The organism is Delftia tsuruhatensis (genome assembly GCF_903815225.1).
GTDB lineage: Bacteria > Pseudomonadota > Gammaproteobacteria > Burkholderiales > Burkholderiaceae_C > Comamonas > Comamonas tsuruhatensis_A.
The window spans coordinates 3,811,188-3,825,086 of record NZ_LR813084.1; the positions used below are offsets into that span (position 1 = coordinate 3,811,188).

The 13,899-nt window shown below is 69.1% G+C and carries 8 protein-coding genes and 1 tRNA gene; all 9 read left to right on the forward strand.

Translation table 11 applies throughout. The annotated features are described in order from the left end of the window. The first annotated feature begins 48 nt into the window (after positions 1–48). The 9 genes from L1Z78_RS17310 (at position 49) to L1Z78_RS17350 (ending at position 13,899) form a co-directional block, all read left to right on the forward strand. Entirely contained in the window at positions 49–1,266 is a 1,218-nt protein-coding gene (locus tag L1Z78_RS17310) for an MFS transporter (protein WP_234637623.1), read from the forward strand. A gap of 94 nt (positions 1,267–1,360) precedes the next feature. Then, positions 1,361–1,450 (forward strand) — tRNA-Ser (locus L1Z78_RS17315). 552 nt (positions 1,451–2,002) lie between these two features. Next, complete coding sequence (wecB, locus tag L1Z78_RS17320; protein ID WP_234637624.1) at positions 2,003–3,187, forward strand: non-hydrolyzing UDP-N-acetylglucosamine 2-epimerase; 1,185 nt, start codon at positions 2,003–2,005, stop codon at positions 3,185–3,187. 76 nt (positions 3,188–3,263) lie between these two features. Further along, positions 3,264–5,489 (forward strand): cellulose biosynthesis cyclic di-GMP-binding regulatory protein BcsB, encoded by a 2,226-nt coding sequence (locus L1Z78_RS17325; protein ID WP_234637625.1) that lies wholly within the window; start codon positions 3,264–3,266, stop codon positions 5,487–5,489. A 40-nt stretch (positions 5,490–5,529) separates the two neighbouring features. Further along, complete coding sequence (locus L1Z78_RS17330) at positions 5,530–7,254, forward strand: glycosyl transferase family protein (RefSeq protein ID WP_234637626.1); 1,725 nt, start codon at positions 5,530–5,532, stop codon at positions 7,252–7,254. Further along, positions 7,251–10,112: an NfrA family protein gene (locus L1Z78_RS17335; protein WP_234637627.1), complete on the forward strand. Its 2,862-nt coding sequence runs from the start codon at positions 7,251–7,253 to the stop codon at positions 10,110–10,112. Before L1Z78_RS17330 ends, L1Z78_RS17335 begins: the two co-directional genes overlap by 4 nt. Positions 10,113–10,153: 41 nt before the next feature. Continuing rightward, positions 10,154–11,176 (forward strand): alginate O-acetyltransferase AlgX-related protein, encoded by a 1,023-nt coding sequence (locus tag L1Z78_RS17340; protein WP_234637628.1) that lies wholly within the window; start codon positions 10,154–10,156, stop codon positions 11,174–11,176. 4 nt (positions 11,177–11,180) lie between these two features. Beyond that, on the forward strand, positions 11,181–12,305 hold the full coding sequence (locus L1Z78_RS17345; RefSeq protein ID WP_234637629.1) for an alginate O-acetyltransferase AlgX-related protein: 1,125 nt from the start codon (positions 11,181–11,183) through the stop codon (positions 12,303–12,305). Between the two features lie 13 nt (positions 12,306–12,318). Then, positions 12,319–13,899, forward strand: coding sequence for an MBOAT family O-acyltransferase (locus tag L1Z78_RS17350; RefSeq protein WP_234637630.1), 1,581 nt, complete (start codon positions 12,319–12,321; stop codon positions 13,897–13,899).

Sequence of the window (13,899 nt, forward strand, 5' to 3'; positions counted from 1 at the left end):
CCACACTACAGCCATCGTTTTTCCAATGCGCCTCGCAGGCGTCTCATCATGTCTTCCATTCAATCTACGCATATGCAACCGGCAGCCGGCGGGCAGGCAGCAGGCGTGCCCGCGCCGCTCGTGTGGCTGTTGGCCACCACGGCGGGCGTGGGCGTGGCTTCGCTCTACTACAGCCAGCCCATGCTGGGCGTGCTGGGCCCGGACCTGGGCGCGAGTGAACGCGCCGTGGGCTTCGTCCCCACGCTGACCCAGCTGGGCTATGCGCTGGGCATCCTGCTGCTGGCCCCGCTGGGCGACCGCATGGACCGCAGGCGCATCATCCTGGCCAAGACCGCAGCCCTGATGCTGGCGCTGCTGGCCAGCGGGCTGGCCCCCGGCCTGGCGCCACTGCTGGCGGCCAGCCTGGCCGTGGGGCTGGCGGCCACCCTGGCCCAGGATGTGGTGCCTGCCGCCGCCACGCTCGCGCCCGACCACCAGCGCGGCAAGGTGGTGGGGACGGTGATGACGGGACTGCTGCTGGGCATCCTGCTGTCACGCGTGGCCAGCGGCCTGCTGGCCGAGCACGCGGGCTGGCGCAGCGTCTACCTGCTGGCCGCTGCCGCCATGGCCTTGCTCGGCGTGGCGCTGTGGCGCGGGCTGCCAGGCTTTCGTCCCACCACGCAGCTGGGCTACGGTGCGCTGCTGGGATCCATGGTGCAACTGTGGCTCGATCAGCCCGCACTGCGCCGCGCCGCGTTGGCACAAGGCCTGTTGTCCGTGGCCTTCAGCGCCTTCTGGTCCACGCTGGCCGTGATGCTGCACAGCCAGTTCCACCTGGGAAGCGCCGCCGCCGGCTCCCTGGGCCTGGCCGGCGCTGCGGGCGCCCTGGCCGCGCCGCTGGCAGGCCGCCTGGCCGACCGCAAGGGACCGCAGCGTGTGACCTGCCTGGGCGTCGGCCTGGCCCTGGCCTCATTTGCCCTGCTGGCACTGTCACCCCGGCTTCCGGCCAGTGCCCAGTTACCCTTGCTGGTGGTCAGCGCCATAGGCTTCGATTTCGGTATCCAGGCCGCCCTGGTGGCGCACCAGACCCTGGTCTATGGTCTGGAGCCCGCCGCACGCAGCCGGCTCAATGCGCTGCTGTTCACAGGCGTCTTCATCGGCATGGCCCTGGGCTCGGCCTTGGGGGCAGTGGCCCTGGCGCGCTGGGGGTGGACTGGCGTGGTGGCGCTGGCCTGCGCGGCCTGCGCCGCAGCGCTGGCAACGCGGATTGCGCCTGTCGAGCGATGAGGCAGGCCGATGCTGCCCCGGCAAGGCCCCCAGGTACGGGTCGGTGCGCATCCACTCAAATCAATCCAAAAACCCTGCTACAATCGCCGGCTTCGGAGAGGTGGATGAGCGGTTTAAGTCGCACGCCTGGAAAGCGTGTGTGGGCTAATCCCCACCGCGGGTTCGAATCCCGCCCTCTCCGCCACACACCAGTCGGGCCCCATGGGGCCCGTTCTCTTTTCAAGACCGCCGACAGGCCCATGCAGCATGGCCTGTTCCATGCCGGACTTTGCCCCCAGCTCCGAGAAACCGCGCCACCAGGCAACGGCATGCCCGCCTGCAGGGCTCCCCTGCCGTGGCGCCGGACCACTGCAGGTTCTGCAATACGCAGGTGTCTGACAAGCAAACCCGTGTTTCAGTGCTGTACTAGGTGCAACAAATCACCCGGGCCTGCGGCTTTCTGCAACCGTCGCCATGCAGTGCACAGACAGGGCCGGCCCCACATGGCTTGCAAGCATGTGTATGACGGAGGTTTCAAATGGAAAACAAGGTCACAGAAATCCTTCAACTCCTCTTAACTTCTGTCAATTCCGATCAATTGACGATAGTTTTCAATCAAACCCATCGACTCGATCGAAAAAGTCAACCCGCCGGCTTATATTCCAAACCGCCTTGCGGCCCGCTGCGTCCTGCGTCCGGATGAGAAGACGCTCACGGGCAGGCACAGAGCAACAGAAAAAAGGCACAAGGGGTTGGCATGAAGATTGTTTCGTTTTTCGGGACGCGTCCCGAAGCCATCAAGATGGCACCGCTGGTGACGGCGTTGGCGGGCACGCCCGGCGTGGAAAGCGTGGTCTGCGTGACCGGCCAGCACCGGCAGATGCTGGACCAGGTGATGGACCTGTTCGGACTGAAGCCGCAGCACGATCTGGCCGTGATGCAACCCAGCCAGACGCTCAACGGCCTGTTCTCCCGCGTGGTGGCCGGCGCCGATGCCGTGCTGGAGCAGGAAAGGCCCGACCAGGTGCTCGTGCACGGTGACACCAGCACGGCCACGGCCTGCGCGCTGGCGGCCTTTCATCGGCGCATTCCGGTCGGCCATGTGGAAGCCGGCCTGCGCACGGGAGACCTGGCCCAGCCCTTCCCGGAGGAGATGAACCGGCGCGTGGTGGACGTGGTCAGCCAGTGGATGTTCGCCCCCACGCCGACGTCGCGCGCCAATCTGCTGCGGGAGAACCTGCAGGGCCGCATCGCCGTCACGGGCAACACGGTCATCGATGCACTGGCCACGCTGTGCCGGCGCCTGGAGACCGAGCCCGCGCTGGCAAGCGCCATCGCCGCCCGCTACCCCTGGGTGCAGCCGCAGCGCCCCATGCTGCTGGTCACGGGCCACCGGCGAGAGAACTTCGGCGAGGGCTTCCAGAACATCTGCGCGGCGCTGGCCGATCTGGCCAGGTGCCATCCCGAACTGCTCATCGTCTACCCGGTGCACTTCAATCCCGCCGTGCGCGAGGTGGTGATGCGCACGCTGGGCGGCATGGACAACATCCGCCTGATCGATCCGCTGGACTACGTGGACTTCGTCTGGTTCATGCAACACGCCCACATCATCCTCACCGATTCCGGCGGCGTGCAGGAAGAGGCGCCCTATCTGGGCAAGCCCGTGCTGGTGATGCGCGACGTGACCGAGCGGCCCGAGGCGGTGTCCGCCGGCACCGTCTTGCTGGTGGGCACGCAGCGCCAGCGCATCTTTGCCGAAGTGGACCGGCTGCTGGGTGATGCCGCGTACCACGCATCCTTCGCGCGACGGGTCAACCCCTATGGCGATGGCCATGCGTCACGGCGCATCGTGCAGGCATTGCTGGGCCGGCCGTTCGATGAGTTCGCCGCCGGACACACGGGTGCCATGGCCGCCATGGTGCAAGGCATGGCGCCCGCCTGAAGCGGGAATGCAGCGCCGCGCCAGCCATGCCGCGCGGTACCGAATCGAGCACAGAAAAGAGAAAAAGGGGCCCACCATGCAACCGATCATCCGCCATTCGTTCTCCAGGCCCGGCGCCCGCTGGGTGCTGGGCACGCTGCTGGGCCTGGGGGCCCTGCTCACGCAAGACGCCTGCGCCTCCGCGGTGGGCGATGCCATCCGCCAGCTGGGTGCCGGCGATGGTCTTCGACGCAGCGTCACGCTCAAGGAGCTGGGCATTGCCGACCCCGTGGTACTGGCCGGCACCGCGGCCCAGGACTTCTACCTGCCCGTTCCCCATGGCATTGCGCTGGCCGACGCGGGCATTGCCTTCGAGGGACGCTACCTGAAGGGCGAACCGGGCACCTCGTCGATGGTGCTGTCCATCAACGGCACGCCGGCCGTCTCGCAGGTCGTGCCCGACGGCGAGGGCACGCTGCAACGCACGCTGGCGGTCACGCAACCGGCGCGCACCACCAACTTCGTGCGCCTGGGCGTGAACTGGCACAGCCGCAACGGCCAGCAACGCTGCGACGAGAACCATTCCCAGGCCAACTCCCTGACCATCTCGCCGCAGACACGGCTGAGCTACCGCGTGGACCCGCGCGACGTGCGCAGCATCGAGGACGTCTGGAGCACCCTGCCTGTCAACACCACCGTGCTCGTGGCTGGCAGACAGCTGGAACAGGCCTCGTTCGACAGCGCATGGCGCATAGGTGCGAGCCTTCAGCGCAGCAGCAAGCGCATGGCGGTGCATGCCCTGCCCGCCGTGGGTGAGGCCGTCGATCTGCGCGGCCTGGAGATCCCTGCGGCCCTGGCGGCCGTTCCCGCCTTTGCCGCGCTACGAGGCGCCGGGGCGCAGCACAAGCTGGCCAATGACGCCGAGCTGGGCGCGCTGATCGTGCTGGGCGCGGCCCAGGTCAGCGGGGACGTGGTCGTGGCCGACAAGGCCTTGCAGCAACGGCTGGCCGCCGCATTCGCGGCCTTGCAGGGCCAGCTGTCCTCCGATGCCGACGCCGGCCAGGCACTGCAGCAATGGCGTGGCCAGCGCGCGCCGCTGGCGTCCGAGCCATTGCCCTCCCAGCAGTTGCGCGCCCTCCCCATGGGCCGCCAGACGGTGCTCGCCGTGGCCGCCGACGCCGGCGCGCGCGTGGCCGGCCTGCAGGAAGCCGCCATGCAGCGCCTGCTGGTCAGCGACAAGGTGACGGTGGCCGCCGCCCAGCCGCCGCAGTGGGACGGCGCCAAGGGCATCCGCCTGTCCAGCCTGGGCGGCACGGGCGAGAGCTTCGACGTGCTCACACGCGGCGACTGGACGGTGAACTTCCCGCTCAGCGCGGTGGCCTCGCAGGGGCAGATGCCCGCAGAGATCACGCTGTATGTGGCCGCCGCGCCGGGCGCCTCGGCCACCCGCCCCGTGGCCACGCTGTTCTGGAACGGCATGCTGCTGTCCGCCAGGCAGCTGGAGGCCAACGGCCAGCCCGAACGCCTGCGCGCCCGCGTGCCCGGCTATGCGCTGGGCATCAACAACACCTTGCGTGTCTCGGTGCAGCGCCAGCCCTACTCCGCCGACTGCAACGAGATTCCCCAGGCCTACCCTGCCAGCGTGCTGCCCACCATCAGCTATGTCACCCCCGGCAAGCCGGAGCCCGATGGCAGCTTCGTCGGACTGCTGCCGCTGCTGGGCGCCAAGGCCCAGCTGATGGTGCCTGCCAGCTACCTCGCCGCTGCGCCCGGCGCGCTGGAGCGCATCGCCGACCTGGCGGCCGCCAGCGGCCTTTCAGCCTCGCAGGCCGAGCTGGTGGTGGCCCGGGCCGATGCGCCCGCCAAACCCTCCATGCCCTTCGTCGCCATGGAGGTGGCGGTCGATGGCGCCAAGCCCCTGGTGAGCGTGACGGATGGCAAGCAGTTGCGCATCCGCGGCAAGTCCGTGGACTGGCTGGACATCACGGGCCTCAGGCAGTTGTCCTCGGCGGAAGTGGTGGCGGCAGGTGGCCAGCATGGCGTGCTGTGGCATGCGATCGGCGAGTGGAGTGGCGGGTTGGGAGAGCCATTCCTGCTGAACCGAGGCAACATCGCCGTGATCGGCGCCGAAGGCCCTCTGGCGTGGGTGGACAGCAGCAACCCCGAGGCCAGCATGGTGCCCGGTCCGGGCGACAGCGCCTTCCACGGCTGGCGCAGCTTCCTGTCCTGGAGCGTGCCCGGCGTCGCCATCGCGCTGCTGGTCGTGCTGCTGCTGGTGGTGCTGGCCTGGGCCGTGGCGCGCAGCAAGCAGTCCAGCCAGTGAGCGTGGATGCCCGAAAGAGGATGGGCATGAGGCGATCGCCATGATCTCTTCCCTGTACTGGCCCTACTTGGTGGCCGACTACTACCACGCGCTGGAGATCGTCAGCGCCGTGGTGGCGGTCATCATCCTGCTGTCCAGCATCGATGACCTGTTCATCGATGCCTGGTACTGGACGCGCGAGGCCTGGCGCGCGCTGACCGTGAAGCGGCGCTACCAGCCGCTCAAGGCCCAGCAACTGATGGAGGTCGAGGAAAAGCCGCTGGCCATCATGGTGCCGGCCTGGCTGGAGTACGACGTGATCGCCCCCATGCTGGAGAGCATGGTGGGCACGCTGGACTACAAGAACTACATGATCTTCGTGGGTACCTACCGCAACGACGACCGCACCAGGAACGAGGTGGAGCGCATGCGCAGGCGCTACCGCCAGCTCGTGCGCGTGGAGGTCCCCCATGACGGCCCCACCTGCAAGGCAGACTGCCTCAACTGGATCGTGCAGGCCATCTTCCGGCAGAACGCGCAGCAGCCGGAGCCCTTTGCCGGCGTCATCCTGCACGACAGCGAAGACGTGCTGCACCCGCTCGAGCTCAAGTACTACAACTACCTGCTGCCGCGCATGGACTTCATCCAGCTGCCCGTGACTTCGCTGGAACGCGAGTGGTACGAACTGGTGGCGGGCACCTACATGGACGAGTTTGCCGAATGGCACACCAAGGACCTGGTGGTGCGCGAAAGCATGTCCCGCATGGTACCCTCGGCCGGCGTGGGCACCTGCTTTTCACGCAAGGCGCTGGAGGAACTGGCGGCCGAGACCCACAACCAGCCCTTCAACACCGACACGCTGACCGAGGACTACGACATCGGTGCGCGCCTGGCACGGCGCGGCATGAAGCAGATCTTCGGGAAGTTCCCCGTGGACTATGTGGTGCGGCGCAAGCCCCTGTTCGGCCTGGGCAGGGAGAGGGTCTCCACGCTGACCATGCCGCTGGGCATACGCGAGTTCTTTCCCAACACCTTCAAGACCGCCTACCGCCAGAAGGCGCGCTGGACGCTGGGCATCGGCCTGCAGGGCTGGTCCCAGGTGGGCTGGGCGGGGCCGCTGTCCACCAAGTACCTGCTGTTTCGCGACCGCAAGGGGCTGGTGACCTCCTTCGTGGCCATCCTCGCCTACGTGCTGCTGCTGAACTTCCTGCTTTTCCTGCTGGCCGACCACATGGGCTGGTGGACCGTCTACTACCCCTCGCTGTTCGCGCCCAATGGCTGGCTGGTGACGCTGATGAGCGTCAATGTCGTGGCCCTGCTGCTGCGCGTGGTGCAGCGCTCCTGGTTCGTCTCGCGCCTGTACGGCTGGGAACATGCGCTGCTGGCGATTCCGCGCATGGTCATCGGCAACTTCATCAATGCCATGGCGGCGGCACGTGCCTGGAAGCTGTTCATCATCCACCTGGTCACCGGCAAGCGCCTGGCCTGGGACAAGACCATGCACGACTTCCCGTCGGCCGACCAGTTGTCCCACCAGCGCCAGCGGCTGGGTGAACTGCTGCTGTCCTGGCAGGCCATCGACGAAGAGCGGCTGGCCCGCGCGCTGGAGATACAGCGGCGTGAACGCCGCCCCCTGGGCTCCATCCTCATGGAACAGGGCTGGCTCGACGAGGCCACGCTGCGCGAGGCCATCAGCTTCCAGCAGGGGGAGAGCACGGCCCCCGCCCCTCTGGCCGAGGACCCTGTCCCGGGCGCAGGCACCAACACACCAAGGGCCGGCATATGAAGCCTTTCGCTCCCCTCCTTCGCCCGCTGACTCTGGTCGCCCTGCTGGGCGCGTGCTGGAGCACGCCGCCGGCCTGGACACAGGCGCTGCCCGCCACCACCGCCGAGGCCCCGCTCAAGGGCCGTGCCTGGCAACTGGCCAACCAGGCCTACGCCCACTATGAAGCCGGCCGCTTCGCGCGCGCCGCCACCGCAGCCGCGTCGGCCATCCGCCTGCGGCCCGACCTGCTGCGCCTGCGCATGCTGCTGGTGTACTCGCTGCAAAAGCAGGGCAAGTCCGAGGAAGCACTCAAGGCCATTGCCTCGGCGCGCGCCGCGGGGCTGGACGAGGCCACGCTCAAACAGGCGGAGGAGAACGTGCGCGCGACAACGGCCGCAGGCGGCCCGGGAGCGGCCCCCCGGGGCTCCGAGGCCTACAACAAGGCCTTTCCCATCGCCACCCAGGCCTACGACGACTACAACCGCAAGAACTACACGGACAGCGCGCGCAAGGCCGAGCAGGCCTTTCGCCTTGATCCCACCCAGGGCCAATGGGCCTTGCTGTGGGTCGGAGCGCTCGAGGCGCAGGAGCAGCTGGGTGCCGCCATCGAGGCCGTGGATGCCGCGCTCGCCCTGGGCGCGCCCAACAGGAGCGACCTGGTGGCCAGGCGCCAGACACTGCAGCGCAGCCAGGCCATCGTTCCCGCGCAAAAGGCCTACCAGGCGCTGATCGCCAACAATCCGGCCCAGGCCGTCCCCTTCGCGCGCGAAGCCGTGGCGCTGGCTCCGGCAACGGCTTCGCACCGCCTGCTGCTGATCACCTCGCTCATGCTGGCCGAGCAGTTGCCCCAGGCCGAGCAGGCCGCCGACGAGGCCCTGAAGCAGGACGACGAGGACACCGCTGCCCTGGGCATGCGTGGCTACATCCGCCAGCGCCAGGGCAAGACGGCGCAGGCCAACGAGGATTTCGACGCCGTGCTCAAGCAGGACTGGCTGGATGACAAGCAATCCGCCAACCTGCGCCTGATCGCCGTCGACGCGGCCCTGGCGGCCGGAGACCCGGCGCGCGCCCGGGCGCTGCTGGCGCCGATGCCGGCGCAGGACGAATCCGTGGCACGGCGCCTGAAGGAGGCCGATGCCCTGCGCCCCGGACGGGACACGCCCATGGTGGCCGACACGCGGGCGGCCTCCCAGACCCTGGCCATGGCCGACTATCCCCCGCCGCTGCAGGACTGCCGCGACACGCCCTATGGCACGGTCTGCGAGCTGCAGCCCTCCGATGCCCAGGGCGCGGGCGGCCCCAGCGCCCAGGCCTACGCTGCCTACGCGCGCCAGGACTATCAGGCCGCCATCGGCCATGCGCGCACGGCCGTGGAGCAGGACCCCGACAATCCCCAGCTGCAAAAGCTGCTGACCACCACGCTGGCCGCGGGCGACCGCGAGCAGCAGGGCCAGGCACTGCTGCGGCTGGACAAATCCCTGTCCCTCGCCCCCAACGATGCCCAGTTGCTGATGCAGCGCGGCTACCTGCACTCGCGCCGGGGGGAACCGGCCCTGGCGCTGCAGGACTTTCGCGCGGCCCGTGCCACGGGCGAGGCGCCCGCGGGCGCCATGCTGGACGAAGGCTATGCGCTGGCCGGCACCGGCGACAGCCGCGCCGCCGTTCGCACCTTCAAGGAAGCCATCGACCTCGACGATGCCGGCACCGCGAAACTCACGCCCGGACAACGCGAGAACGCGCGCAGCGCCGTCTCCGGCTACGCGCGCGAATGGGGGGCCATCGTGTCCATGGGCTACCGCGGTGCGCGGCCTGCCGGGCGGGCGTTTTCGGACGGCATTCTCACGCAGGCGGGCGATGCGGTCTTCGGTACGGCCGAGGCCTACTGGCGCCCGTCCAACTTCCTCAACTCTTCCACCCGCATCTTCGATGTCTACGGGCGGCTGGGCAGCACCTTGCATGACGGCGGAGGCACCACGCTGGGCCAGAGCGCCATCGACCCCTGCACGGGCCTGCCCATCAATGTGCAGGCCACCGACAACCGGGGTGTCTCGGGCCTGCCCACCACCACGGGCTCGCTGGGGATGCGCTTCACGCCGTCCACCAAGTACGCGCTGACCTTCGGCATAGAGCGCCAGTTCAACCTGGGCTCGGCCACGCGCTCGGGCTTCATCACGCCCGAATCGCCCCAGCTGCGCTGCATGATGAGCGGACGCGATCCGCTCAACCCCACCGGCCCGGCGCTGGGCAACCCCATCTCGGCCAGGTACAGCGCGGGCGCGGGCCAGGGAGGCTGGCTGGCCTATGTCACCCACGGCTTCTACGAGGGCACGGGACGGCGCACGGACCGCTCCAGCTGGTTCACCATGGAAGGCTACAGCCAGGCCGGCTACGCCAACCAGAGCATGGCCTCGCGCTTCACGCTGACCGACCAGGCCACCGGCGCCCAGGTGGGCGACGGCTCGGGCCGCTACAAGCGCGAGCAGTGGTTCTTCTCCACCGAGGCCCGCATCGGCCGCAGCTTCCGGGCCGACGGCATCCGCCAGGGCCTGGTGATCTTCCCCTTCGGCGTGGTCGCCGCCGACTGGATCAAGCAGAGGAATCGCGTCGAGGTGCGCTCCCTGCAGGCGGCCCCGGGCGCCACGCCCACGGCCGCCCAGCTGGCGGCCCAGCAGGGCCAGACACTGGCCCTGCAAGGCAATGGCAGCAGCTGGTCCGCCAGCGCCGGCGTGGGCGTCAGCCTGCGCCAATGGTTCCGCGAAAGCCACTACAGCACGGCCCAGTCCTATCTGGACTGGTCCATGCAGTACCGCTTCAACATCGGCGGCGGCCAGGCCGACCGGGCCAAGGGCCTGTTCATGACGCTGACCCTGTCCTACTGAGCCCTGCCCGCCATCACCGCATCGACAAGGAGAAAAGAAACATGGATTCCACGACCCGAGCACCGCGCCCGGCCCCGCACAGGCGGCACGCAGTCCTGGCGCGCGCCGCGCGCGGGCTGGCCGCCTGCGCCCTGGCGCTGGGCGGGCTGGCGGCACAGGCCCAGGACAGTTCCTCCATCATTCTCAAGGGCAAGGACGGCTGGCTCTTCCCGGGCTGGGGCAGCCTGACCCAGGTGGACCGAGCCGGCATCGCCGAGTCCACCCGCCTGATCAGCGAGGCCCGCAACCTGCTGGCAGCCCGCGGCGTCAAGCTGCAGGTGCTGCTGCTGCCCGACAAGGTACGCTTTTATCCCGACAAGATGCCCGACGGCAAGGCCATGAGCAGCGAGGTCCAGGGCCGCTACCAGCAGGTGCTGCAGTCCCTGCAGGCGGCCGGCATCCCCAGCTTCGACGACGAGGCCGTGCTGCGCGCCGTGCGTGCAAGCGGCAAGGACGTGTTCTACCGCACCGACCAGCACTGGACCCAGGCCGCGGCCGACGCCACGGCCGAAGCCACGGCCCGCATGGTCCAGGCCGAGGTGCCCCAGCTGGCGGGCCGCGCTGGTGGTGGCATGGCGCTGGGCGATGTCGTCACCGAACGCCGCTACGGCGACCTGGCCGAACTGTTCCTCACCGCCGACGAACGCAAGCAGGTCGGCCGCGAGGTCTACACCGTGCGCCGCCAGGCCCAGGCACCGGGCCTGATCGATGACGAGCCCGCCCCCGTGCACGTGACCGGCCACAGCATGGTCCAGCCCTATTTCGGCTTCCCCCAGAAGCTCTCCAGCCTCCTGGACCGCCCGGTCTCCCTGAACTGGAAACCCGGCAACGTCGGCCAATGGACCATGCTGCTCGAATACCTGGAGTCTCCGGCCTTCAAGGCCCGCAAGCCCCAGGTGCTGGTATGGCAGATGTTCGAGCCCACCTACAGCTACGGCCCCAATGCGGCCGGACAGTGGGACAACGCCTCGCTGATGCCCAGCGCGACATGGCTGGAGCGCCTGCGCGCCGCGCTGAAGGGCTGAGACCGTGGCCCCATCAGAACGAGATCCTCTGGCGCAAGGCCATCGACGCAACGCCTGGATCTGGGGCGCGCTGCTGCTGGCGGGACTGGCCTGGGGCGGCTGGACGCTGGTGCGGCATGGACCCAGGGCCGGCGACCTGCAACTGTCCGCCTGGCTGGACGGCCGCGCGGGCGCGGCGCTGAACAAGGCCTTGCGCCTGCCCGCCCAGTCCTCGCTGGAAACAGGCCAGGCCGCGCTGCGCTATCGCCTGCTGGGAGACACCGGCCCCCAGGTGGCCCTGGGCTGCCCGCAATGGATGTTCTATCGCGACGGCCTGCGACCGCAGCCCGGCACGGGGGCCGCACCGTTCGAGGCGCGCCAGCAGCTGGTCCGGTACTGGACCCGGCAGCTGCAGGCCCGGGGCATCGCCACCCTGGTCGTGGCCGTGCCCGACAAATCACGCATCGAGGCCGCCCATCTGTGCGGCCTGCCCGTGGCGCCCGTGATGCGCCAGCGGCTGGACCAGTGGCAGCGGTTCCTGCAGACCGAGGGAATCGCCTTCGCCGACCTGCGTCCTGCCCTGCAAGACCAGGCGCAGCCCATGTTCTTTCGCACCGATGTGCACATGAATGCCGAGGGCGCGCATGCCGCAGCCCTGGCCGTGGCCCGGGCGGCGCTGCCGCTGCTGGGCGGTCAGCGCGGCGACCAGGCGTTCGAGGCGTCTGCGCCCGGGCCCGCGCAACTGCTGCCCGGCGACCTGCTGGCCCTCGCGGGGCTGAGCGATGCGCCCCCGGGCTGGCGGCCCGCGCGCGACGAGGTCAGGCCGCAGGCCATTACCCCCCTGCGCGGCGGCGGCCTGCTCGACGAGACGCCGCCCGTGCAGGTGCTGCTGGCCGGCAGCTCCAACGGCCTGCGCAGCAATTTCGCGCCCCAGCTAGGCCGTGCGCTGGGCCGCGAGGTCTGGAACCTGAGCATGGATGGCGGCCAGTTCAATGGCGCCATGGCGGCCGCGCTCAAGCGCCGCGCCTCCTGGCCGGCCAGCCTGCGGCTGGTGATCTGGGAATTCTCGGAAAACACCTTGTCCCTGCCCCTGACGGACGAGGAAAAGGCGGCGCTCCAGGAGATGGCCGCCGCCGCCCCGCCTGCGTGACCCCGACTGCCACATGCTGTTCAACTCCTACCTTTTCCTGCTGCTGTTCCTGCCAATCGCGCTGGCGGGCCACTACCTGGCCGGCGCCATCAGCCTGCGGCTGGCCGCGTTCTGGCTGTGCCTGACCTCCTTCGTCTTCTATGGCTGGTGGAACCCGCAGTTCGTGGCCCTGCTGGCGCTGTCCATCGCCTTCAACTACCTGGTGAGCCTGCTGATCCTGCGCTGTGCAGGCCATGCGCGCTGGCAGGCGCTGGTGACCGCCGTGGGCGTGGGCGCGGACCTGGCGGCGCTGTTCCACTACAAGTACTTCGCCACGCTGTTCAACTTCCTGGGCGAGTGGGGGCTGACGCAGGGTGGCATGCACGAGCTGATCCTGCCGCTGGGCATCTCGTTCTTCACCTTCACCCAGATCGGCTATCTGCTGGACTGCCGCTCGGGCATCGTCAAGGAACGCAGCCTGCTGAGCTATGTGCTGTTCGTGACCTTCTTCCCGCACCTCATCGCGGGCCCCATCCTGCATCACAAGGAAATGATGCCGCAGTTCGCGCAGCCCGAGAACTACCGCTTGCGCGCGGACAACCTGTCGGTGGGCGGCACGCTGTTCGTGATCGGCCTGGCCAAGAAGGTGCTGCTGGCCGACGAGATCGCCCCCTACGCGGATGCAGGCTTCGCCGCGCCGGGCGAGCTGCAGTTCTGGGCGGCCTGGGGCGCCAGCGTGAGCTATGCGCTGCAGCTGTACTTCGACTTCTCGGGCTACTCGGACATGGCCCTGGGCCTGGCGCGCATGTTCGGCATCCGCTTCCCGCTGAACTTCAACTCGCCCTACAAGGCGGCCAGCATCATCGATTTCTGGGCGCGCTGGCACATGACGCTGACGCGCTACCTGACGGCCTATCTCTACTACCCCGTGGCCATGGCCGTCTCCCGCGCACGCGAAAGGCGCGGCCTGTCCGTGGGGTCGAGCGCGGCGCGCTCGCCGGGAGGCTTCGCCGCCACCATCGTGCTGCCCACGCTGTTCACCATGGGGCTGGCGGGCATCTGGCATGGCGCGGGCTTCCAATACCTGGTCTTCGGCCTGCTGCACGCCTTCTATCTTTCGGTCAACCACGCCTGGCGCATCTTCGTGGTCAGCCGCAAGCCGGCCGCGGCGCGCAAGTCCAGCCTGGCGGGCCATGCCCTCAGCGTGGCCATCACCTTCGTGGCCGTGCTGGTGGCCCAGGCCTTCTTCCGGGCCCATGGCGTGGGCGATGCCCTGCTGCTGCTCAAGGGCATGGCCGGCCTGCGCGGCGTCGAGGCGCTGGAGTCGCTGTCCCACGTCCGGGGGCTGGCAGCGGGCGATGCCCTGCGCCTGGCCATCGGCCACCACATGCAGCTGGCCCTGGTGCTGCTGCTGCTGGGCATCGCCTGGTTCACGCCCAATGCCCACCAGATCCTGGGCCGCCACTCGCCCGCCATGTTCAAGCTGCAGGAGGCGCCGCGCGCCTGGATGCGCTGGCGTCCCAACGCGGCCTGGACGGCCGCCACCCTGGTCCTGCTCTTCCTGTGCCTGGTCAACCTGCACAAGGAAACCCGATTCCTGTATTTCCAGTTCTGA

Bases quoted from the DNA above. Each gene is read 5' to 3' on its own strand.
- L1Z78_RS17310 (WP_234637623.1), top strand. From the start codon at position 49: ATGTCTTCCATTCAATCTACGCATATGCAACCGGCAGCCGGCGGGCAG.
- wecB (WP_234637624.1), top strand. From the start codon at position 2,003: ATGAAGATTGTTTCGTTTTTCGGGACGCGTCCCGAAGCCATCAAGATG.
- L1Z78_RS17325 (WP_234637625.1), top strand. From the start codon at position 3,264: ATGCAACCGATCATCCGCCATTCGTTCTCCAGGCCCGGCGCCCGCTGG.
- L1Z78_RS17330 (WP_234637626.1), top strand. From the start codon at position 5,530: ATGATCTCTTCCCTGTACTGGCCCTACTTGGTGGCCGACTACTACCAC.
- L1Z78_RS17335 (WP_234637627.1), top strand. From the start codon at position 7,251: ATGAAGCCTTTCGCTCCCCTCCTTCGCCCGCTGACTCTGGTCGCCCTG.
- L1Z78_RS17340 (WP_234637628.1), top strand. From the start codon at position 10,154: ATGGATTCCACGACCCGAGCACCGCGCCCGGCCCCGCACAGGCGGCAC.
- L1Z78_RS17350 (WP_234637630.1), top strand. From the start codon at position 12,319: ATGCTGTTCAACTCCTACCTTTTCCTGCTGCTGTTCCTGCCAATCGCG.